This window comes from Ensifer sp. (assembly GCF_031989085.1).
In the GTDB taxonomy this organism is placed as follows: Bacteria; Pseudomonadota; Alphaproteobacteria; order Rhizobiales; family Rhizobiaceae; genus Ensifer.
This window is the reverse complement of record NZ_DALZXU010000012.1, coordinates 26,872-48,301: the sequence shown is the minus strand read 5'-3', so window position 1 is coordinate 48,301 and position 21,430 is coordinate 26,872. Positions and strand designations below refer to the sequence as shown.

Genomic DNA, 21,430 nt, shown 5'->3' with positions numbered 1-21,430 from the left:
CAATCAGGAAAAAGCCCGGTTGAACCGGGCTTTTTTCATTTCTGCAGATCGTACTTGGCCCAGATCGCCTTGGCACCCATCTTGGCCACCAGCGCAGCGTGCGCCGCCTCGTCGGCTTCCGACAGCCGGTTCGGCAAGGGCCGCGGGCGTTGCGCGATGGCGATCGGCGCATCGTCGTGTTCGACGACCTGCCCTTGCGCGCTGTTATTCGACACCAGACCGAGCGCGGCCTGACGCCCCCCGAGCATCTCGATATAGACTTCGGCAAGAAGCTCGGAGTCTAGAAGCGCGCCGTGCTTGGCGCGATGTGAGTTGTCGATACCGTAGCGACGGCAGAGCGCATCGAGCGAGTTCGGGCCCATCGGATTTTTGCGCCGGGCCAGAGCCAGCGTGTCCGTCACCCTTTCGCCCGCAATGGCCGGCAATCCGATGCGGGCAAACTCGGCATTGATGAAGCCCATGTCGAAGGTGGCATTGTGTGCCACCCAGCGGGCGTCGCCGAAGAAATCGAGGATCTGCTGGGCGACGTCGGCGAAAGGCGGCTTGTCTTTCAGGAACTCGTCGGTGATGCCGTGAATGGCAAGCGCATCAGGATGGACCTTGCGATTGCCCGGATTGACGAAAATATGCAGCGTGCGGCCAGTCGGAAACTGATTTTCCAGCTCGACGCCACCGATTTCAATCACCCTGTCCTCGCGATTGTCGAGGCCGGTGGTTTCCGTATCGAAGATGATCTCACGCATCGGGCGCTCCATTGACGGTGAGATCGTCGACGATCGCCCTCACCTGTTGGCGTGTGTTGTCGAAGCTGTCGCTGGTATCGATTACGTAGTCGGCGCGTTCACGCTTCTGACTGTCCGGCACCTGACGCGCCAGGATCATAGCAAATTTCTCTTCGGTCATGCCCGGGCGTTTCATCGCCCGTTCCCTTTGAATGTCCGGTGCGCAGCTGACGACGACTACCCGGTCGACGCGCGCCTCGGCTCCCGTTTCGAACAGGAGCGGAATATCGAGAACCACGAAAGGCGCGCCGGCGGCAATATTGCCGTCGAGGAACGCGCGCTCCTTCTGCCGAACGAGCGGATGCACGATCGCCTCCAGTTCGCGCAACCTTTCCGGTGTCGCCAGCAACTGTCGGGACAACTCGGCCCGATCGATGATGCCGTCCCGGGCCGTGCCCGGAAAGGCCGCCTCGACGGGGGCGGCCGCTTCGCCGCGATAAAGCGCGTGCACGACTTCATCGGCGTCGTTGACCGGAACGCCGAGGTCGCGGAACATCTGTGCCGCGGTCGACTTGCCCATGGCGATGGATCCGGTCAGGCCGACGATCATCATGCGTGCGCTCCCATGTCGTCGATGACGAGTTGCCGGAGATGTTCGTCGACGACGGGCCGGCGGCCGAACCACAGCTCGAAACCGGGCGCTGCCTGATGCAGCAACATGCCGAGCCCATCGACGATGGCGAAGCCCTGTTCTTCCGCCTGGCGAAGCATCGGCGTCTTCAGCGGGACATAGACGATATCGGTCACGACGGCATTTCCGGCCATCACGCTGAAATCGATCTGCGGCGCATCCTGGCCATCCATGCCGAGAGACGTAGTGTTGATGAACAGGCCGGCGCCCGCCATGACGTCAGCCAGTGCCTCCATCGGATGGGCGTGCACGGCCGATCCGAAGCGGTCGGACAATTCCTCAGCTCTTGCCACCGTGCGATTGACCACATGGATCGTCTTGATGCCACGATCGCGCACGGCCTGGATGACGGCACGGCTGGCGCCGCCGGCACCAAGGACGACCGCGGTCGAACACTGGTCCCAACCATCGGCGCGCTCGTCGAGATTGGCGACGAACCCTTGGCCGTCCGTGTTGGTGGCGTGAACTTCTCCGCCCTCGAGCCATAGCGTGTTGGCAGCGCCGAGCTCCAGACAGAGCTCATCCGGACGATCCGCCAGACGGTGGGCCACTTCCTTGTGCGGGATGGTGACATTGCCGCCGCAGAAGCCCGATGTGCCCTGCTTCAGCGCGGCGACGAAGGCTGAAAAGTCTTCCGGCTTGACCTCATGCGCGCGGTAGCTGCCCTCTATGCCGAGCTGTTTCAGCCAGTAGCCATGGATCAGCGGCGACCTCGAATGCCTGACCGGATAGCCAGTGACAAAGGCGTGGTTAACAAATGTTTCACGTGAATCACGCATCGATCGTTTCCAATTCCCGAAGTTTTGCGAGCAGCGGCAGCATCGGAAGACCGAGAATGGTGAAGTAGTCGCCCTCGATCTTTTCGAACAGCTGGATGCCCTCGCCCTCCAGCTGGTAGGCGCCGACGCTCGACAGTGCCTTCTCTCCGACGCGCTGCAGATGGCGATCGACGAAATCCTGCGTCAACGGGCGCACCGACATCTGTGCCGACGAGACATGGCGCCAGAGCACCTCGCCACCCCGCACGAGAACGATCGCGCTGTTGAGGCTATGCGTCTTGCCGGACAAGGACAGGAGATGTTGTGCGGCTTGCGCCATGTCTTTCGGTTTGTGATAGACGCGCTGACCGAGCGACATCGTCTGGTCCGAACCGATTACAAGCGCATCGGGAACGTGCATGGCCACATCCCGTGCCTTGGCTTCGGCGAGGCTGAGCGCGACGTCTTCGGGAGAAGCGCCCCGCTCCTCGAGCGGCTTTTCCAGCGCCCGCTCGTCGATCTCGGCAGCGCGGGCGGCAAACACCAGCCCTGCATTTTCGAGAAGAGCGCGACGGAACGGGCTTGCCGAAGCCAGGACGAGTGAAGCTGTCATCATCTAAGTTCCCGAATTGTTCGGATTCGCTCTATCGCAGCCTCGGACGCAGGGCAACAATGGCCGCTGCGGTTTCCTCGATCGAACGGCGGGTGACGTCGATCAGCGGCCAATTGTTGCGCGCGCAGAGCGCGCGGGCATATTTGAGCTCTTCGGCGATGGCGGCGCGATCGGTATATTGATCGCCGTGAAAGCCTTGCGTGGTTCCGAGCACCCGGTGCTGGCGCACCTGGGAAATCCGATCGGCGGTCGCGATCAAGCCGACGACCAGGGGTTTTGTCGCCGCCATCAACCGCTCGGGAAGCGGCACGCCGGGAACGATCGGAATGTTGGCGGTCTTGATGCCGCGGTTGGCGAGATAGATGGATGTCGGCGTTTTTGATGTTCGGCTGATGCCGATCAACACCACGTCGGCGTCATCGAAATCGACCGGCAACTGCCCGTCGTCGTGATCCATGGTGAAATTCAAGGCGTCGATCCGAGCGAAGTAGTCGGCATCCATCACGTGTTGCGCACCCGAACGGCGTCTGGATGGCGAACCGAGATAAGACTGGAAGAGCTCGATGATGGGATCCAGGACGGAAACGCAGGGCACGCCCATTTCGCGGCAGCGCTGGTCGATGATGCCGGCAAGCTCACGATCGACGATCGTATAGAGCACGATCCCCGGCGCGCCATCGATGGCATCGAGAACCTGCAGCAACTGACGGCGATTGCGGATCAGCGGATAGACATGCTCCAGCGCATGCGACGCCTGGAATTGAGCCGCTGCAGCCCGCCCGGCGGCGATCAAGGTCTCCCCCGTCGAATCGGAGATCAGATGCAGGTGGAAGTAGTTTTTCTTGTTCTCCACGCTATTCTCCGGGTGCTGTTGATAAACCGGGATAAAAACGCCCGGCGACGCCAGGCAGGCTCGGTGGACGGGAAAACTCCCGACTTATTCACAATTTGCCCAACGCCGAAGAATGCTTCGCGGAGCTTGTGGACAAGACTCATGGAGATGACAAAGTGTCACGTGTTTAGACCGGTTGTCCACAGATATGCGCGCTTTTTCGATCACCGCAATCATATGATTTCCATCGATTTTTCGGACTTATCCACGAAGCGCGGGGCCAAGCGCCAATCTGCCTCCCGCGCGGCTCCGTCGGATCGGGCGGTCGTGGATGAAGTGTGGTCAGCTTTTAATCCTTGATACCCACCGACTCTAAGAAATAGAAAGAGTCTAAATACCTTTGTTTATTTATTGGGAGAGACCATTCGTGGCCGAGACACGCAGGAAAGTTCTGGAGGTTCTGGGCGGGAAGACGGTCAGTCCCCCTCCCGTCTGGCTCATGCGCCAGGCAGGTCGATACCTTCCGGAATATCGAGCGACGCGTGCTGTCGCCGGAAGCTTCCTCGATCTCTGTTACACGCCCGATCTCGCCGTAGAGGTCACGCTACAGCCGATCCGCCGATATGCTTTTGACGCAGCCATCCTCTTTTCCGACATCCTCGTCATTCCGGATGCGCTGGAGCGCAATGTTCGCTTCGAGGAAGGTCATGGACCGAAAATGGATCCTATCGACGTCGACGGGATCCTGGCGCTGAAGCCGGAAGGCATTTCGAACCATCTGAGACCTGTCTTTGAAACCGTGTCGCGTCTTCGTGCCGAGCTGCCGACCGAGACCACGCTGCTCGGTTTTTGCGGGGCGCCCTGGACGGTGGCGACCTACATGATCGCCGGCCATGGTACGCCGGATCAGGCCCCTGCCCGACTGTTCGCCTACAGACATCCGGAGGCGTTCGAACGGCTTTTGACATTTCTGGCTGACGTCTCGGCCGACTATCTGGTCGAGCAGATCGACGCGGGCGCCGACGCCGTGCAGATTTTCGACTCCTGGGCCGGCGTTCTCGGCGAAGAAGAATTCGAGCGTTTCGCCGTGAAGCCGGTCGCCCGTATGATCGCTTCTGTCAGGGCGCGACGTCCACGGGCCAGGATCATAGCCTTTGCCAAGGGCGCAGGGCTCCTCCTGAAGCAATATCGGCAGAAAACCGGTGCCGATGCCATCGGGCTCGATTGGACCGTGCCATTGGCCTTTGCCGTCGATTTGCAGAAGGAAGGCCCGGTGCAGGGAAATCTCGATCCGATGCGGGTCGTTGCCGGTGGTGTCGCGCTGGAAGAGGGCATCGACCGCATTCTCGATGCGCTCGGAAATGGCCCTTTGATTTTCAACCTCGGCCACGGGATCACACCTCAGGCCGATCCTGCCCATGTCTCGGCGCTCGTGTCGCGGGTTCGCGGAGAACGGTGATGAGCGAGCGCCAGACCGATAGTGGCCCGGGAAACAAGGCGCGGCTGAGGGCCATGATCGCGCTTGGCGCTTTTGCCGCCCTTCTGATCGGGCTCTTCGTCTGGCAGCCGGAGAGCCTCTATCTCTGGATCAAGGCATTGCACGTGATCGCGGTGATGTCGTGGATGGCGGCGCTGCTTTACATGCCGCGCCTGTTCATCTACCACACCGACGCGGCACCCGGCTCGGAGCAGTCCGAGACCTTCAAGATGATGGAACAGCGCTTGCTGAAGGTCATCATGAACCCGGCAATGATGATCTCCTGGGTGCTCGGACTTTATCTCGCCTGGAGCGTTTACGGTTTTCAGGGTGGCTGGCTGCACGCGAAATTGCTGTTCGTTGTGTTGCTGACTGTGGTGCATGTGGGCTTTGGTCGGGCTGTACGGTCGTTTGCGCGGGATGAAAACCGCCGCACCGCGCGCTACTGGCGCCTGATGAACGAGGCGCCGACGCTGCTGATGATCCTGATCGTGATCATGGTGGTCGTGAAGCCGTTCTGAATTTTATAGATTGCTAATTGTCGGAGTTGCGGCTAATTTTCGACAACCCCTTGCGGCGTTTCACGTGAATCGCTATTTTCTGCCATCTCCTCTTCATGGCTTGTGACAAAGACCAGAGCCTGCCCCCCTGCTGCAGCTCCCTTCAGAAAACACGCCGTCTTCCCATTCCGTTACGAAACATGGATCCTTCATGGCTGAAATGAAGCTACAAGAACTTAAGAACAAGACGCCGACCGATCTTCTGGCCTTTGCCGAAGAGCTCGAGGTGGAAAACGCCAGCACCATGCGCAAGCAGGAACTGATGTTCGCCATTCTCAAGATGCTCGCCGCCCAGGACATCGAAATCATCGGTGAAGGCGTCGTCGAGGTTCTGCAGGACGGTTTCGGCTTTCTGCGTTCTGCCAATGCCAACTATCTCCCGGGTCCCGACGACATCTACATTTCGCCGTCGCAGATCCGCCGTTTCTCGCTCAAGACCGGCGACACGGTAGAGGGCCCGATCCGCGGACCGAAGGAAGGCGAGCGCTATTTCGCGCTACTCAAGGTCAACACGATCAATTTCGACGATCCGGAAAAGATCCGTCACAAGGTCCACTTCGACAACCTGACGCCGCTTTATCCGAACGAACGCTTCAAGATGGAACTCGACGTCCCGACGTCGAAGGATCTCTCCGCCCGGGTAATCGACCTGGTCGCCCCGCTCGGCAAGGGCCAGCGCGGCCTGATCGTCGCTCCGCCGCGCACCGGTAAGACGGTCCTCCTGCAGAACATCGCACACTCGATCACCGCCAATCATCCGGAATGTTATCTGATCGTCCTCCTGATCGACGAACGGCCGGAAGAAGTGACCGACATGCAGCGTTCGGTGAAGGGCGAAGTCGTTTCCTCCACCTTCGACGAACCGGCAACGCGCCACGTCCAGGTCGCCGAAATGGTAATCGAAAAAGCCAAGCGGCTTGTCGAACATGGCCGCGACGTCGTCATTCTGCTCGACAGCATCACCCGCCTCGGCCGCGCCTACAACACCGTTGTCCCCTCATCGGGCAAGGTGTTGACCGGTGGTGTCGACGCCAACGCCCTGCAGCGTCCGAAGCGTTTCTTCGGTGCCGCGCGCAATATCGAAGAAGGCGGCTCTCTGACGATCATCGCGACGGCGCTGATCGATACCGGCAGCCGCATGGACGAAGTCATCTTCGAAGAGTTCAAGGGCACCGGCAACTCGGAAATCGTTCTCGACCGCAAGGTCGCCGACAAGCGCATCTTCCCGGCGATGGACATTCTCAAGTCCGGCACGCGCAAGGAAGACCTGCTTGTTCCGCGACAGGATCTGCAGAAGATCTTCGTCCTTCGCCGGATTCTGGCACCGATGGGTACGACCGACGCGATCGAGTTCCTGATCGACAAGCTGAAGCAGACCAAGAACAACGGCGACTTCTTCGACTCGATGAACACCTGATCGAGTTTGGTTCGACCGATGTCTCAGCGACCGGGCAACTTAGTTGCCCGGTCTTTTCGTTTCTGTGCCTTCGTTCATTAGCCGGATTCTGTTCCAACTTGTTTTTCGTTGAAGTTTTCGATTCGGCTATGCAACGAACAGTGATCGCATGTCGGGCGGATCGGCCAAGATCCGCCGGTGATTCACGTGAAACACGTTGCCGCGAAGATGGTCTGCAGACTTGATCTTTTCCGTCATTTTCGGCATAAGCGCGCGACCGCCCGATACGCCCGCGATAATCGGTTCCGACGATAGAGGCCTTTCATCCGCCGGCGGGACGAAACGACTGGATGGCCTCATGGGCCACGGGTCATGTGCCGTCGAGCGAAAATCTTAAAGGGACCGGGTGAAATCGATGCCAGCGGTGGAGACGATATATGCGCTGTCTAGCGGGGCGTTACCATCGGGTGTTGCCGTCATCCGCATCAGCGGCAACGAGACGCAATCCGTTTTGCTCGCCCTGTGCGGCACGGTCCCAGAGCCGCGTCTGGCGTCACTCAAAACGATTCGGTCTCGCAACGGTTCCCCGATCGATAGCGGCCTGATCCTCTATTTTCAGGGGCCCGCCTCATTTACCGGGGAAGACTGCGCCGAACTGCAGGTCCACGGCGGTCGCGCCGTCGTTCAGGCCCTGCTTGCGGAGCTTTCCGGCTTTTCCGGCCTGCGCCACGCCGATGCAGGCGAGTTTTCGCGACGGGCGTTTCAGAACGGAAAGTTGGATCTCGTTGAAATCGAGGGCCTCTCGGACCTCATCGTTGCCGAGACGGAAATGCAGCGCCGTCTGGCGCTTGAACATTCGGCCGGCGGCCAATCGAAGATCTATGACGGTTGGGCCAGACGGCTGACGCACGCCCGCGCGATGATCGAAGCCGAGCTTGATTTTGCCGACGAGGATGATGTTCCCGGATCCGTCAGTGAGCGGATCTGGCAGGATATGGATTTGCTGCGGCACGAGATTGACGCACACATCGCCCAGGCGCCGATCGGGGAGATCATTCGGGATGGCCTCAAGATCGTCATTGCCGGTGAACCGAATGCCGGGAAGTCGAGCCTACTCAATGCTTTGGCGAAGCGGGATATTGCGATTGTCACCGAGATTGCCGGGACGACACGTGATGTGCTCTCGGTTGACCTTTCCTTAGCCGGATTCTCTGTGAAATTGTTCGACACAGCCGGATTGCGCGAAACGGATGAGGTTGTGGAGCGCGAAGGCATTCGCCGCGCCCGCGGCGTTATTGCCGATGCGGATCTCGTCCTGCTGCTGTCCGAAAGCGAGGATGGCTTTGGCACGTTGCACGGCCTCGATCTTAAAGGTGTACCCGTTTTGAGGGTGGCGACAAAATCGGATCGAGAGGGTCGCGCCGTCGGTGCTGTCGCCGACCTGTCGATCTCGACCAGAACCGGCGCGGGCATGGATCAGCTGCTGACGGCGATATCTAGCTATCTCCCTGATTTAAAAAACGTTACGGCGCTCTCTATCCCCTCGCGACAAAGGCATGTGGATGCGTTGCGGCAAGCCAGCAATGCCATTTCACAGTGCCTGGAGCACGAGACATACGGGCTGGACATTCGCGCGGAATTGCTTCGCCTTGCCGGCGACGCGATCGGGCGTATCACCGGGCGGGTGGATGTCGAAAACCTGCTGGATGTGATATTTTCGGAATTCTGTATCGGTAAATGACGTTCGACTAAAGCAATACAACGCAAGCGAGTCCCGCGAAGTGTTTCACGTGAAACGATTCGAGAGCGGAATGCGCTTGATCGGAGAGAACAACGATGGTCAGTTTTGATGTCATTGTCATTGGCGGTGGTCACGCCGGCTGTGAAGCGGCCGCGGCTTCGGCGCGCCTCGGTGCGCGAACCGCGCTGTTGACCCATAAGGCTTCGACCATCGGTGTCATGTCTTGTAACCCAGCAATCGGCGGTCTTGGAAAGGGTCACCTGGTTCGCGAGATCGATGCGCTTGACGGACTGATGGGTCGCGTTGCCGACGCGGCGGGCATTCAGTTCCGCTTGCTCAATCGCCGCAAGGGCCCCGCGGTGCGTGGCCCTCGAACGCAGGCCGATCGCAAACTCTATCGTGAGGCAATGCAAAGAGAGATCGCTGCCACCAGCAATCTGACGGTCATCGAAGGCGACGCTTTCGACCTGATCGAGCGGGATGGCAAGATCACCGGCGTGGTTATGAAGGACGGCAGGTCCTTTGGCGCGACGGCAGTCGTGCTCACGACGGGCACGTTCCTGAAGGGCTTGATCCATATTGGCGACCAGACGATTCCGGCTGGCCGAGTTGGTGAAGAACCGTCGCTCGGACTGTCGGCAACGCTCACCCGTTACGGGCTTCGCCTCGGACGGCTGAAGACCGGGACGCCTGCACGCCTGGACGGCAAGACCATCGATTGGGATCGGGTCGGCCGGCAGGGGCCCGACGAGCAGCCAGTGCCTTTCTCCTTCATGACCGATCGGATCGTCAACCCGCAGATCGATTGCGGCGTGACGCGAACGACGGAAGCGACGCACAAGATCATTGCTGACAACATCGGCAAGTCGGCGATGTATTCCGGCCAGATCGAAGGCGTCGGTCCCCGTTATTGCCCGTCCATCGAGGACAAGATCGTTCGCTTCGGCGAACGCGACGGCCATCAGATCTTCCTGGAGCCGGAAGGCCTCGATGACGATACCGTCTATCCCAATGGCATCTCGACGTCCCTGCCCGCGGATGTCCAGGACGCGTTTATCCGAACGATCCCCGGGCTCGAGGCCGTAGCCATCGTCCAGCCGGGCTATGCCATCGAGTATGACCATGTGGATCCGCGTGAACTGGATGCGAGCTTGGCGGTGCGCAAGATGCCGGGGCTGTACCTCGCCGGCCAGATCAATGGCACGACCGGTTATGAAGAGGCGGGAGCCCAAGGCCTTGTCGCCGGCTTGAATGCGGCGAAGGCCGCAATGGGCCGGGACGCTGTGATCTTCAGCCGGACCGATTCCTATATCGGCGTGATGGTCGACGACCTGACGTCTCGAGGCATAACCGAGCCCTACCGCATGTTCACATCACGGGCCGAGTATCGGCTGTCGTTGCGTGCCGACAATGCCGATATGCGCCTGACGCCAACGGGCATCAGCATCGGCTGTGTCTCCGATGCACGCCAGGCGCGGTTCGAGCAATGGCGAGGACAATTCGATGCCGGTCGGACGTTGTTGAAGCAACTGTCGATAACGCCCTCCGAGGGCAATCGCCATGGTCTGAAGTTGAACCAGGATGGACAGCGTCGCACCGCATTCGAACTCCTATCCTATCCCGATCAGACGATCGATGCGCTGTTGCCGCTATGGCCGGAGTTGAGGGATATCCCGCAGACCGTTGTCGAAGCGCTTGAGATCGACGCTGCCTATGCCGTCTACATGGATCGTCAGGCGTCCGATATTGCCGGTGTGCGCCGGGAAGAAAACCTGGTCATTCCCGAAGACTTCGATTTCTCGTCACTGGCGGGCCTGTCGAACGAACTGAAGCAGAAGTTGACCCGCCGGGCGCCACGCAATCTGGCGCAGGCGTTGACGGTCGACGGCATGACTCCGGCTGCGGCGTCGTTGATTCTGGCTTGGCTGAAGCGTGTAAACCGCTCGACGGAGGGGCAAGACAAGGTGAGTGTGCAATGAAGACGAGTCCTTTCGCCGGACCGAACGGGCTGCGTGTTTCACGTGAAACGAATGAACGCCTTGAGCATTTCGCCGCGCTGTTTCAGAAATGGGCAAAGTCGATAAACCTGATTGCTCCGTCCACGCTCGACGATCTTTGGCGGCGGCACATCGTCGACAGTTTGCAGCTGGCGCAGCTGGCGCCTGGCCCGAAGACGTGGGTCGATCTCGGCAGTGGCGGCGGCTTTCCAGGCGTCATCACGGCGATCTACCTCCAGGAATTTGCTGATGGTTGGGTGCATCTGGTGGAGAGCAACAACAAGAAGGCCGCCTTTCTGCGCGTCGCCTTGCAGGAAACGGGCGCCCGGGGCTCGGTTCACCCGATCCGAATCGAAGATGCGGGCACCGTCGCGCCGAAATGCGATGCGATCTCTGCCCGCGCTCTTGCCGATCTCAGCCTGTTGCTGGACTATTCTGCGCCGTGGATGACCGCCGAGGGTGGTAAAACGGTGGCCTATTTCCATAAAGGGCGGGATTACCAGCGGGAGATCGACAAAGCCGTTGGCCGCTATGACTTTGATCTGGTAAAACATCCAAGCATCGTCGAGCCAGATTCTGTCGTGCTCGAGATCGCAAATCTTTCGCGAAGAACTCAGTGATTGGCGAGCGGAACATGTTTGGCACAAAGAACCGGATCATAACGATAGCAAACCAGAAGGGTGGCGTCGGCAAGACGACGACTGCGATCAATCTGGCAACCGCATTGGCCGCCATCGGCGAGAAAGTTCTGATTGTCGACCTCGACCCGCAGGGCAACGCCAGCACCGGTCTTGGCATTCAGCGACGCGATCGCCATCTTTCTTCATACGAACTGATGGTTGGCTCGCACTCTATCGCTGAAATCGTCCAGCCGACTGCCGTTCCGAATCTGGATGTCGTGCCCTCGACTATGGATCTGCTGGGCGTCGAGATGGAGATCTCGAAAGAGGCGGATCGGGCGTATCGCTTGCGCAAGGCTCTGGCGAGCCCTGAAGCACTGGCCTATTCCTACGTCCTCGTCGATTGCCCGCCGTCGTTCAACTTGCTGACGATGAATGCCATGGCGGCGGCGCATTCCGTGCTTGTGCCGCTGCAGTGCGAGTTCTTCGCGCTCGAGGGGTTGAGCCAGTTGCTTGAGACAGTCGACCAGGTGCGGCGCACGGTCAATCCGAGCCTTGATATTCAGGGCATCGTTTTGACCATGTTCGATTCGCGCAACAATCTGGCGCAGCAGGTGGTCAGCGATGTCCGCACGCATCTTGGTGACAAGGTGTACCACACGCTCATCCCCCGCAATGTACGCGTGTCTGAGGCACCTTCCTATGGCAAGCCTGCGATCCTATATGATCTGAAATGCGCCGGCAGCCAGGCTTACCTTCAGCTGGCTTCAGAAGTGATTCAGCGCGAGCGGCAGCGTAAGGCCGCCTAATTATTTCGGTACCGGAATTAAAATCGGGTGATAAGATGAACGACGATAGCTCGAAGAGAAGGCTTGGTCGCGGACTGGCTGCATTGATCGGTGAGATGGACCAACCGATCCAGGCGGGCGCCGCCCCTGCCCCGGTCAACCCGGACCGGCGCGTGCCCATCGAGTTCGTGTCGCGCAACCCGCGCAACCCCCGCCGCCAGTTCGACGAGGGCGAATTGCAGGATCTGGCGAGTTCCATCCGTCAGCACGGCATCGTCCAGCCGGTCGTCGCGCGGACGATCGGTAGCGAGCGTTACGAGATCATCGCGGGCGAGCGGCGTTGGCGCGCAGCCCAGCTCGCCGGCTTTACCGAAATTCCGGTCATCATCCGTGATGTCGACGACCGCACGGCGCTCGAAATCGCCATCGTCGAAAACGTCCAGAGATCGGACCTGAACCCGCTTGACGAAGCGCTCGGCTACGAGCAGCTGATTGCCGAGCATGGTTACACGCAGAATGACCTCGGCGAGATCATCGGCAAGAGCCGCAGCCATGTCGCCAATAGCTTGCGACTGTTGAAGCTTCCCGAGCCGGTTCGCGACATGCTCTCGGAAGGAAGCCTGTCGGCCGGCCATGCGCGCGCGCTGATCCCGACTTCCGATCCAGCGACCCTGGCGCGCAACATCGTTGCCAAGGGCCTCTCGGTCCGTGACGCGGAACGGCTGGCACAGAACGACATTCGCGCCCAGAACGACCCCAATTATGCCAAGGCCGCGCGTCGTGACGAGAAGGATGCCGACACTTTGGCGCTGGAGCGCACGTTGTCCGACAGCCTCGGGCTTGAGGTCTCGGTCAGCCACAAGGCTTCAGGCGGCCATCTCAGGATTTCCTACAAGACGCTCGACCAGCTCGAAGAGATCTGCCGTCTGCTAGAGCGTCGCTAGACGTTCGGCTTCCGCCGTCCTCACTCATCCGTATCGATGGAATTGAACAGAGCCCGCGAAAAGCGGGCATTCAGCGTCGCGCTGACTGCACCGCAATGGCCATCAGGTTCTGGAGCACCAGGCTCTCTTCGAGGCTCTGGCGACTGCGGCTCTGGAAGATCGTATTCTGCAATCGGGTCAGTTCGCGGCGGATCGCGGGCGAGGACCAATGGCGAAGGGCTGCTTCGATAATCGGCTTGCGGCGGAAATGCAGATGCCGACCCATGCTAGCAATGACCTGGCCGGCCTGCTGCCGACTGGAATCCATCTCGGCACGCATCAAATCAAGCTGCTGAAACTGCCTAAGGCAGCCTTGCAATACAAGGAACGCAGGCGTTTTCGACGTGGTAATCTTCTGCATAGCGTGCAGAAGTCCGTCAAGATCTCCCTTTAAAACTGCATCGACCGCATCATCCACGGAAATGGCGCTGGCGTCTCCGACGATATCGGTCACATCCGTTTCTTCGACAGTCGACTTTCCACGGCAATAGAGCGCAAGCTTGCGAACTTCGTTGCGCGATGCCAGGCGATCGCCGCCCAGCGCTTCCATCAGGCGTTCTCGCGCAGCGGGTGTGATGCCGAGCTTTTCTTCGCCGAGTTCCCTGTCGATCAAGGCCTGCAGACTACGGGCATCGTCGATGTAGCAGGCAATGGTGGCGATAGAGCGCGCCGTCTCCGCGACCTTGCGCAGCGCCGACCCCTTTTTCAGGTCACCCGCCTCAACGATGACGTAGCTGCCGGTGGGCGGTTCTGACGCGAGGATCTGCAGAGCGTCGACGAGTGCCTTTTCGTTGGCAGCGCCTCGAACCCAGACGAGCTTTTCTCCGCCGAAGAGGCCGATCGCGTTGACTTCGTCTAGAAGACGGCCTGGGCTCTGTTGCAGGTCCCCGGCGTCGAGTTTGGTGATGGCGAAAGGATCATCGAGCGGGACGCCACTGCGCGACGCGATTGCCGTTGCCCGCTCCGAAACCAGGCCACGGTCCGGGCCGTAGAGGACGAACAGGCGATAGAGCGCCCCCGACTTCTGAAGGAACGCGTCGAACTCGTGCGACTTGATTTCGCTCATCCCGTCACCGACCTAAGGCCTTTCAGATTTCAACGGAACCACGCAGCCGCTCGGTCTTCGTGGTTCCGCGCATGTCCCGCGGGAAAAGCGCGTCGGATTTTCCCGGAAATGCTCCTAGCGGCTGAGAGCAGCGGCAATGTCGGCGCGGATCAACTCTGCCAGTTCCTTGGCCGCGCGGTTCTCGCCGTCTCGCACGGCGCGCACCTTGGCGAACTCCTGAACCGGAAAGTCGACGAGTGCCACAGCGGTGCGGTTGCCCGATTTGATCGTTTCGCCAGTACCCGCCCGTGACAGGTTGTAGTCGGCCTTGACGACGATACGCCCTGCCCCTGCCCTGTCTCTCGCCTGGTCGTAGAGCACGCCCATTCCGCGCGTCGTCACGTTCAGTGCCAGGTGATACTGCGGGTTCGCCGGTTCGCCCTGGCCGCCTGCGACGAGGAAGATCAACGCATTGCGCACTTCCTGCTCGACGCGTTCGTCGGCATCGGAGATCTCGATGGACGCAAGCGCCGCCGAGGTGCCGGCGGCGTCCGAATAAAGCGGCCTGACCTGGCAGCCGGCGAGCGCGGTCAACATGACAACACCAGCGAGCATCGGAAGTGACCGGATGCGGGAGCCAGCTCTATCAGACAACGACATTGACGATCCTCTGGGGCACGACGATGATTTTCTTGGGGCTGTTGCCGTTCAATATGGCCTTGACGGCATCGAGAGCGAGAACTGCACTCTCGATTGCAGTCTGATCTGCATCACGCGCGATTGTCAAATCGGCGCGCTTCTTGCCGTTGACCTGGACCGGCAACGTGACTTCGTTTTCGACGACCAGGGCGGCATCGAATTTCGGCCAGCCGCTTTCGGCGATCAGACCGTTGCCGCCGATCGCTTTCCAGCATTCCTCTGCGAGATGCGGCATCATCGGTGCGATCAGGTTGATCAGGATCGATGTCGCATCCTTGGCAGCGGCCATCAGCGCGGAGTCGGCCTTTCCGGCGGCGACCTGGGTCAGCGGGGCTGCAAGCACGTTGACGAGCTCATAGATGCGCGCCACGGCCTTGTTGAAGGCGAGCTTGTCGTAATCGGCTTCCACCGCGCGCAACGTCCTGTGGGCCGCCTGCGAGATCGCCAGGCCGGCGCCGTCATGGGCTGGTGCAGCCTCGATGCCGCGAAGCATTTCCGCCGCTTCACCGATCAGGCGCCAGACGCGCTGGACGAAGCGATGGGCGCCTTCGACGCCAGCCTCGGACCAGATGACGTCGCGGTCTGGCGGCGAGTCCGACAGCACGAAGAAGCGTGCGGTATCGGCGCCGTATGAGGCGATGATATCATCAGGGTCGACGACGTTCTTCTTCGACTTCGACATCTTTTCGATCGAGCCGATGGTGATGTCTTCCCCGGTCTCGAGCAGCACGGCGCGACGCTGTCCGTCGACTTCGTCGATCCGGATTTCCGCCGGTGTGATCCACTCGCGCTGGGCGCCCTCGCCGCGGCTGTAGGTCTCATGCACGACCATGCCCTGGGTGAACAGACCCTTGAAGGGTTCGTCGATCGCGACGTGGCCGGTCGCCTTCATGGCGCGGGTGAAGAAGCGCGAATAGAGCAGGTGCAGGATCGCGTGCTCGATACCGCCGATATACTGGTCGACCGGCAGCCAGTGATTGGCCGCCTTCGGATCGGTCGGGTTGTCTTCCCAAGGTGCTGTGAAGCGCGTGAAATACCACGACGAGTCGACAAAGGTGTCCATCGTATCGGTCTCGCGGCGCGCATCCTTGCCGCAATGGGGGCAGGCGACGTGCCGCCAGGTCGGATGGCGATCGAGCGGGTTGCCCGGCTTGTCGAAGGTGACATCCGGCGGCAGGATGACCGGAAGATCTGCCTTGGGCACGGGAACGACGCCGCAGTCATCGCAATGGATGACCGGGATCGGGCAGCCCCAGTAGCGCTGACGCGAAATACCCCAGTCGCGCAGGCGGAAGTTGACCTTACGCTCCGCGCGCGGCGAACCGGCGAGCTGTTCTTCTTCCAGCTTCGACGCCACCTTTTCGAACGCGTCTTCCGTCGACAGGCCGTCGAGGAAGCGCGAATTGATCATCACGCCGTCGCCGAAATAGGCCTCGTCGCCGATCGCAAAGCTCGCGGCATCGCCATCCCTAGGCATGACCACCGGGACGACCGGCAGATCATACTTGCGGGCGAAATCCAGGTCGCGCTGGTCGCCGGACGGGCAGCCGAAGATCGCGCCCGTGCCGTAATCCATCAACACGAAGTTGGCGACGTAAACCGGCAGCTCCCAGCTCTCGTCGAGCGGATGCCTGGCGCGGATGCCGGTGTCCATGCCCTTCTTCTCGGCGGTCTCGAGCGCTGCCAGCGACGTGCCGGCACGCCGGCATTCCTCGCAGAATGCCTCGATTGCCGGGTCCTTGGCTGCCGCCTGCCTTGCGAGCGGGTGATCGGCCGAGATCGCCAGGAACGACGCGCCGAACAGCGTGTCAGGACGGGTGGTGTAAACCGTCAATTCGGTCGTGTCGGCGTCTGCCGTGCCATCGACGATCTGCCAGCGAATGGACAGGCCCTCCGAGCGGCCGATCCAGTTTTTCTGCATCAGCCGCACTTTTTCCGGCCACTGGTCCAGCGTGTCCAGAGCGTCCAGCAGTTCCTGGCTGAAATCGGTAATGCGGAAGAACCACTGCGTCAGCTCGCGCTGCTCGACGAGCGCGCCGGAGCGCCAGCCGCGGCCGTCGATGACCTGCTCGTTGGCGAGAACGGTGTTGTCGACCGGGTCCCAGTTGACCTTGGATTGCTTGCGGTAGACCAGGCCCTTCTCGAGGAAGTCGACGAACAGGTGCTGCTGGCGCTGGTAGTATGCAGGGTCGCAGGTCGCAAACTCGCGGTTCCAGTCGAGAGACAGGCCCATTACCTTCAGCTGCGCCTTCATCGAAGCGATGTTCTGATAGGTCCAGCTTGCCGGATGCACGCCACGCTCCATGGCGGCGTTTTCCGCCGGCATGCCAAACGCGTCCCAACCCATGGGGTGAAGCACGTTGAAACCGCGGGCGCGCTTGTAGCGGGCGACGACGTCGCCCATCGTGTAGTTGCGCACATGGCCCATATGGATGCGCCCGGACGGATAGGGGAACATCTCGAGCACGTAATATTTTTCGCGCGGGTCATCGTTCTCGGTCTGGAAGACCTGGCCGTTTTCCCATTCCTGCTGCCAACGCGGCTCGGCATCACGCGGATTATATCGTTCGGTAGACATGTCTTTTTGGTGTTCCGGAAGTTCTGCGGGGCAAGGGAGCGCCCTCATGATAGTTGGGGTGACCTTCATCATGAAACCGCCTGATGGTCAAGTTTTCGAAGGGTTTGGCGCGACACTTTGGCGGATTTGGGTCGGCTTGCGTGGCGATGGCCTTGGCAAGGCGCGCAAGTTTGCCTAATCCGCTAATTCACCGTCCGCAAGGTCGTCACGTCGGAGAATGGGTCCATGGAAGTTCAAGAGCGTTTGCAGGATGTCGTGAGCCGGATTCACGCAGCGGAGAAGGCTGCAGGGCGCGCGAAGAACGTCGTCAGCCTCGTTGCCGTCTCCAAGACGTTCGATGCAGATGCGATCCGCCCGGTGATAGGCGCTGGCCAGCGGGTGTTCGGCGAAAATCGCGTGCAGGAAGCCCAGGGCAAGTGGCCGCAGCTGAAGTCCGAGACCTCGGATCTGACGCTGCACCTGATCGGCCCGCTGCAATCCAACAAGGCTGCGGAAGCCGTGGCACTTTTCGACGTCATCGAGACTGTCGACCGCGAGAAGATCGCCCGGGCGATCGCCGCCGAAATGAAGGCCCAGGGCCGAAAGCTTCGTCTCTACGTGCAGGTCAACACGGGTCTCGAACCACAGAAGGCCGGCATCGCGCCGAAGGAAACCGTCGCCTTCGTGACCTTATGTCGTCAGGAACTCGACATGGAAATCGAAGGGCTGATGTGCATTCCGCCGGTTGATGAAAATCCCGGCCCGCACTTCGCGCTGTTGGCGAAACTGGCCGGTCAATGCCAGCTCGACCGCCTTTCGATGGGCATGTCCGGCGATTTCGAAACGGCCGTCCAGTTCGGTGCGACCAGCGTGCGTGTCGGGTCGGCGATTTTCGGCGCGCGCTGAGGCGAAAACGCCGCATTACGCTTTCGTCGGGGTTCACCTTCGTTCTCATAAGCTTATCCTTGTGCACGAGGAGGCCGGGCACTGTCCGGCATGCATTGGGAGGAGAACGGATATGGCGAGCCGCTATTCCGAAGTATATGGCGCGTGGAAAAAGGATCCGGAGGGGTTCTGGTCTGAGGCCGCAGCGGCGATCGACTGGTTCGAGAGACCGGAGCGCGCCTTTGACGCCGGAGGCGGCATCTACGGCCACTGGTTTCCCGGCGGGCTGACCAACAGCTGCTACAATTGCCTCGACCGGCATGTGGAGGCCGGTCGCGGCGAGCAGATCGCCTTCATCTATGACAGCCCGGTCACATCCACGATCGAGCGGATTACCTACGGTGCGCTGCTTGACGACGTCAGGGCGCTTGCTTCCGTTTATCGCAAGCTCGGCGTCGACAAGGGCGACCGCATCATCATCTATATGCCGATGATCCCGCAGGCGGCTGTGGCCATGCTTGCGGCTGCGCGCATCGGCGCCGTGCATTCGGTGGTGTTCGGGGGCTTTGCCGCCAACGAACTCGCGGTTCGCATCGACGACTGCCGGGCGAAGCTCGTCGTCTCAGCCAGCTGCGGCATCGAGCCTGGCCGAACCGTCGCCTATAAGCCGCTGCTAGATGCGGCCATGGCGATTGCCGAGCACAAGCCGGCCCATTGCCTCGTTTACCAGCGCGACATGCTCAAGGCCGACATGGTGCCGGTGCGCGATATCGACTATGGGCACGCGCTCGCGGCGGCAAAGGATGCGGGCGACGAGGTTGGCTGCACGCCGGTTTCCTCCACCGACCCGCTCTATGTTCTCTACACCTCCGGGACGACCGGCCAGCCGAAGGGCGTTGTGCGCGACAATGGCGGCCATATGGTCGCGTTGAAGTGGTCGATGCAGAATTTCTTTGGCGTCGAGCCGGGAGAGGTCTTCTGGGCGGCGTCCGATATCGGCTGGGTCGTCGGACATTCGTTCATCGTCTATGGCCCGCTTCTCAACGGCAACACCTCCATCCTGTTCGAGGGCAAGCCCGTTGGCACGCCGGATCCCGGAACCTACTGGCGCATCCTCGCGGAGCACCGCGTCGCCGTAATGTTCACGGCGCCGACGGCGCTGCGTGCCATCCGCAAGGAGGATCCGGAGGCGGCGCTGGTGGCGAAATACGACCTTTCCGGCTTCCGAGCGCTGTTCCTGGCCGGCGAACGGGCCGATCCCGATACGATCCGGTGGGCCGAGCGCGCGCTGGGTGTGCCTGTCATCGACCATTGGTGGCAAACGGAAACGGGCTGGCCGGTCGCCGGAAACCCGCTCGGGCTCGGGCTGCTGCCAGTCAAGTACGGGTCGCCCGCCGTGCCGCTACCCGGCTATGATGTTCAGATTCTCGACGATGCCGGCCACGCGGTCGAAGCGGGGACGCTGGGCAATGTCGTGGTCAAGCTGCCGTTGCCGCCTGGCTGCCTGCCGACGCTGTGGTATGCGGATCAACGGTTTCGCGCCGCCTATCTCGATGAATTTCCCGGCTATTACAAAACCGCCGACGCCGGCTACATCGATGAAGACGGCTACGTGTTCATCATGGCGCGCACCGACGACATCATCAATGTCGCCGGCCATCGGCTGTCGACAGGCGCGATGGAGGAAGTCTGCGCCAGCCATCCCGATGTCGCCGAATGCGCCGTCATCGGCATCGCCGACGAACTGAAGGGTCAGATCCCGGCAGGCTTTCTGGTCATCAATTCAAATGTTTCCCGTGAAACATCGGAGATCGAACGCGAGGTCATCAGCCTCGTGCGCGACCGTATCGGTCCGGTCGCCGCCTTCCGCACCGCCATGTGCGTCAAGCGACTGCCGAAAACCAGATCGGGCAAGATCCTGCGGGCGACGATCCAGAAGATCGCCGATCGCCAACCGTGGAAGATGCCGGCGACCATCGACGATCCCTTGATCCTCGACGAGATCGCCGCCGTACTGCACGCCAAGGGTATCGGTATCTGATCTCCGCCTACCTGCGGTTCGGCGGCAGAGCGACCGTGGAGCAAACAAAAAAAGCCCGGATCGAGCGATCCGGGCTTTTTGTCATGTCGGGAGAAGCCGATCAGTACTGATCGTCTTCGTCCTCATCCTTGCGATCCGACTTCAGCGACTTGAGCTTGGCGAAGACGGCATCCGCATCGATTTCCTTCTCTTCTTCGCGCTCATAGCTGAAGTTGAGCTTTTCGGTTTCCTGCGCGGCTTCAAGCGTCGCACCGAGTTCGGCAGCGGTCGGCAGCGGACGGCCCTTGGCGGCGCGTTCGACCTCGAGGTCGAGATCGATCTGCGAGCAAAGACCAAGCGTTACCGGGTCCATCGGCGTCAGGTTCGTCGAGTTCCAATGGGTGCGCTCGCGGATCTGCTCGATCGTCGACTTGGTGGTGCCGACGAGGCGGGAAATCTGGGCATCCTTCAGCTCGGGATGGTTGCGAACGAGCCAGAGAATGGCGTTCGGGCGATCCTGGCGCTTGGAGACCGGCGTATAGCGCGGACCCTTGCGCTTGCTGTCGGGAACGCGAACTTTCGGCTCGGAAAGCTTCAGCTTGTGGTTCGGATTTCCCTCGGCGCGGGCGATTTCGTCGCGCGACAGCTGGCCGGTTGCAATCGGATCCAGACCCTTGATGCCCTGTGCTGATTCACCGTCGGCGATCGCCTTCACTTCGAGCGGATGCAGCTTGCAGAATGTGGCAATCTGTTCGAACGACAGCGCGGTATTGTCAACGAGCCAGACGGCTGTTGCCTTGGGCATAAGCAGTTGCTGAGCCATGGATATAGTCCTTTTGTCCGCCGCGCCGGTGTCGCGGGCCGTGGAGTCTACCACTGATTTCCGGGAATTGAGCGCCTCTATAGCGTCGTTGTCTCAAAATTGCAATTCTCCACTTCCAAATGTCCTTTTGTCTAATTGCGGCTTGGATTTGACCTGCTATGTATCGTCGCCGAGGCGGGGTCTCCGGGAGTGAGAACCCCAGACAGGAATGCGCAGGGAGGAA

19 protein-coding genes are annotated in these 21,430 nt (G+C 60.8%); 10 read left to right on the top strand and 9 right to left on the bottom strand.

The annotated features are described in order from the left end of the window. Nucleotides 1-35 precede the first annotated feature (35 nt). From dnaQ to RTP54_RS28865, 5 genes are read right to left on the bottom strand one after another with little or no spacing between them, the layout of a single operon-like run. Nucleotides 36-743 carry a DNA polymerase III subunit epsilon gene (dnaQ, locus tag RTP54_RS28885; protein ID WP_312367377.1) on the bottom strand — a complete coding sequence of 236 codons (708 nt, stop codon included), beginning with the start codon at nt 741-743 and terminating at the stop codon, nt 36-38. After that, entirely contained in the window at nt 736-1,335 is a 600-nt protein-coding gene (gene coaE / locus RTP54_RS28880; protein ID WP_312367374.1) for a dephospho-CoA kinase, read from the bottom strand. The genes dnaQ and coaE overlap by 8 nt, the downstream gene beginning before the upstream one ends. Then, entirely contained in the window at nt 1,332-2,192 is an 861-nt protein-coding gene (locus tag RTP54_RS28875) for a shikimate dehydrogenase (protein ID WP_312367372.1), read from the bottom strand. The genes coaE and RTP54_RS28875 overlap by 4 nt, the downstream gene beginning before the upstream one ends. Further along, complete coding sequence (locus tag RTP54_RS28870) at nt 2,185-2,784, bottom strand: Maf-like protein (RefSeq protein WP_312367459.1); 600 nt, start codon at nt 2,782-2,784, stop codon at nt 2,185-2,187. The genes RTP54_RS28875 and RTP54_RS28870 overlap by 8 nt, the downstream gene beginning before the upstream one ends. A 31-nt stretch (nt 2,785-2,815) precedes the next feature. Continuing rightward, nucleotides 2,816-3,637 (bottom strand): pyruvate, water dikinase regulatory protein, encoded by an 822-nt coding sequence (locus RTP54_RS28865; protein ID WP_112810465.1) that lies wholly within the window; start codon nt 3,635-3,637, stop codon nt 2,816-2,818. 406 nt (nt 3,638-4,043) lie between these two features. Here RTP54_RS28865 and hemE point away from each other — a divergent pair, with 406 nt between their 5' ends. The 8 genes from hemE to RTP54_RS28825 all read left to right on the top strand — a co-directional run bounded on the left by hemE (nt 4,044) and on the right by RTP54_RS28825 (nt 13,139). Beyond that, nucleotides 4,044-5,075, top strand: a complete 1,032-nt coding sequence (gene hemE / locus RTP54_RS28860) for a uroporphyrinogen decarboxylase (RefSeq protein ID WP_312367370.1) — start codon at nt 4,044-4,046, stop codon at nt 5,073-5,075. Further along, nucleotides 5,072-5,614: a protoporphyrinogen oxidase HemJ gene (hemJ, locus tag RTP54_RS28855; protein WP_112810463.1), complete on the top strand. Its 543-nt coding sequence runs from the start codon at nt 5,072-5,074 to the stop codon at nt 5,612-5,614. Before hemE ends, hemJ begins: the two co-directional genes overlap by 4 nt. A 190-nt stretch (nt 5,615-5,804) precedes the next feature. Then, entirely contained in the window at nt 5,805-7,070 is a 1,266-nt protein-coding gene (gene rho, locus RTP54_RS28850; protein ID WP_089044254.1) for a transcription termination factor Rho, read from the top strand. Between the two features lie 394 nt (nt 7,071-7,464). After that, a complete protein-coding gene (mnmE, locus tag RTP54_RS28845; RefSeq protein WP_312367366.1) occupies nt 7,465-8,790 on the top strand; it encodes a tRNA uridine-5-carboxymethylaminomethyl(34) synthesis GTPase MnmE in 1,326 nt (441 codons plus the stop codon). A gap of 95 nt (nt 8,791-8,885) precedes the next feature. Next, nucleotides 8,886-10,769 (top strand): tRNA uridine-5-carboxymethylaminomethyl(34) synthesis enzyme MnmG, encoded by a 1,884-nt coding sequence (gene mnmG / locus RTP54_RS28840; RefSeq protein WP_312367364.1) that lies wholly within the window; start codon nt 8,886-8,888, stop codon nt 10,767-10,769. Then, nucleotides 10,766-11,407 carry a 16S rRNA (guanine(527)-N(7))-methyltransferase RsmG gene (rsmG, locus tag RTP54_RS28835; RefSeq protein WP_312367362.1) on the top strand — a complete coding sequence of 214 codons (642 nt, stop codon included), beginning with the start codon at nt 10,766-10,768 and terminating at the stop codon, nt 11,405-11,407. Before mnmG ends, rsmG begins: the two co-directional genes overlap by 4 nt. Nucleotides 11,408-11,421: 14 nt before the next feature. Beyond that, nucleotides 11,422-12,216, top strand: a complete 795-nt coding sequence (locus RTP54_RS28830) for a ParA family protein (protein ID WP_112810459.1) — start codon at nt 11,422-11,424, stop codon at nt 12,214-12,216. Between the two features lie 35 nt (nt 12,217-12,251). Next, nucleotides 12,252-13,139, top strand: a complete 888-nt coding sequence (locus RTP54_RS28825) for a ParB/RepB/Spo0J family partition protein (RefSeq protein ID WP_112810458.1) — start codon at nt 12,252-12,254, stop codon at nt 13,137-13,139. 70 nt (nt 13,140-13,209) lie between these two features. Here the strand turns inward: RTP54_RS28825 and holA are convergent, their stop codons facing one another. The 3 genes from holA to leuS form a co-directional block, all read right to left on the bottom strand. After that, entirely contained in the window at nt 13,210-14,244 is a 1,035-nt protein-coding gene (holA, locus tag RTP54_RS28820) for a DNA polymerase III subunit delta (protein WP_312367361.1), read from the bottom strand. A 114-nt stretch (nt 14,245-14,358) separates the two neighbouring features. Further along, entirely contained in the window at nt 14,359-14,883 is a 525-nt protein-coding gene (gene lptE, locus RTP54_RS28815; protein ID WP_312367360.1) for an LPS assembly lipoprotein LptE, read from the bottom strand. Beyond that, nucleotides 14,870-17,500, bottom strand: coding sequence for a leucine--tRNA ligase (gene leuS / locus RTP54_RS28810; protein ID WP_312367359.1), 2,631 nt, complete (start codon nt 17,498-17,500; stop codon nt 14,870-14,872). The genes lptE and leuS overlap by 14 nt, the downstream gene beginning before the upstream one ends. A gap of 225 nt (nt 17,501-17,725) precedes the next feature. Between leuS and RTP54_RS28805 the strand changes: the two genes are divergently transcribed. Next, the gene (locus RTP54_RS28805) at nt 17,726-18,385 is read left to right on the top strand and encodes a YggS family pyridoxal phosphate-dependent enzyme (protein WP_312367358.1); all 660 of its coding nucleotides are present in this window, start codon (nt 17,726-17,728) and stop codon (nt 18,383-18,385) included. 112 nt (nt 18,386-18,497) lie between these two features. Further along, entirely contained in the window at nt 18,498-20,405 is a 1,908-nt protein-coding gene (locus tag RTP54_RS28800; RefSeq protein WP_312367356.1) for an AMP-binding protein, read from the top strand. A gap of 100 nt (nt 20,406-20,505) precedes the next feature. On the opposite strand, the gene RTP54_RS28795 is transcribed toward RTP54_RS28800, so the two are convergent. Further along, nucleotides 20,506-21,207, bottom strand: a complete 702-nt coding sequence (locus RTP54_RS28795; RefSeq protein WP_112810452.1) for a DUF1013 domain-containing protein — start codon at nt 21,205-21,207, stop codon at nt 20,506-20,508. Between the last annotated feature and the right edge of the window lie 223 nt (nt 21,208-21,430).

Bases quoted from the DNA above. Each gene is read 5' to 3' on its own strand.
- dnaQ (WP_312367377.1), bottom strand. From the start codon at position 743: ATGCGTGAGATCATCTTCGATACGGAAACCACCGGCCTCGACAATCGC.
- coaE (WP_312367374.1), bottom strand. From the start codon at position 1,335: ATGATGATCGTCGGCCTGACCGGATCCATCGCCATGGGCAAGTCGACC.
- RTP54_RS28875 (WP_312367372.1), bottom strand. From the start codon at position 2,192: ATGCGTGATTCACGTGAAACATTTGTTAACCACGCCTTTGTCACTGGC.
- RTP54_RS28870 (WP_312367459.1), bottom strand. From the start codon at position 2,784: ATGACAGCTTCACTCGTCCTGGCTTCGGCAAGCCCGTTCCGTCGCGCT.
- rho (WP_089044254.1), top strand. From the start codon at position 5,805: ATGGCTGAAATGAAGCTACAAGAACTTAAGAACAAGACGCCGACCGAT.
- mnmE (WP_312367366.1), top strand. From the start codon at position 7,465: ATGCCAGCGGTGGAGACGATATATGCGCTGTCTAGCGGGGCGTTACCA.
- mnmG (WP_312367364.1), top strand. From the start codon at position 8,886: ATGGTCAGTTTTGATGTCATTGTCATTGGCGGTGGTCACGCCGGCTGT.
- rsmG (WP_312367362.1), top strand. From the start codon at position 10,766: ATGAAGACGAGTCCTTTCGCCGGACCGAACGGGCTGCGTGTTTCACGT.
- RTP54_RS28830 (WP_112810459.1), top strand. From the start codon at position 11,422: ATGTTTGGCACAAAGAACCGGATCATAACGATAGCAAACCAGAAGGGT.
- RTP54_RS28825 (WP_112810458.1), top strand. From the start codon at position 12,252: ATGAACGACGATAGCTCGAAGAGAAGGCTTGGTCGCGGACTGGCTGCA.
- holA (WP_312367361.1), bottom strand. From the start codon at position 14,244: ATGAGCGAAATCAAGTCGCACGAGTTCGACGCGTTCCTTCAGAAGTCG.
- lptE (WP_312367360.1), bottom strand. From the start codon at position 14,883: ATGTCGTTGTCTGATAGAGCTGGCTCCCGCATCCGGTCACTTCCGATG.
- leuS (WP_312367359.1), bottom strand. From the start codon at position 17,500: ATGTCTACCGAACGATATAATCCGCGTGATGCCGAGCCGCGTTGGCAG.
- RTP54_RS28805 (WP_312367358.1), top strand. From the start codon at position 17,726: ATGGAAGTTCAAGAGCGTTTGCAGGATGTCGTGAGCCGGATTCACGCA.
- RTP54_RS28800 (WP_312367356.1), top strand. From the start codon at position 18,498: ATGGCGAGCCGCTATTCCGAAGTATATGGCGCGTGGAAAAAGGATCCG.
- RTP54_RS28795 (WP_112810452.1), bottom strand. From the start codon at position 21,207: ATGGCTCAGCAACTGCTTATGCCCAAGGCAACAGCCGTCTGGCTCGTT.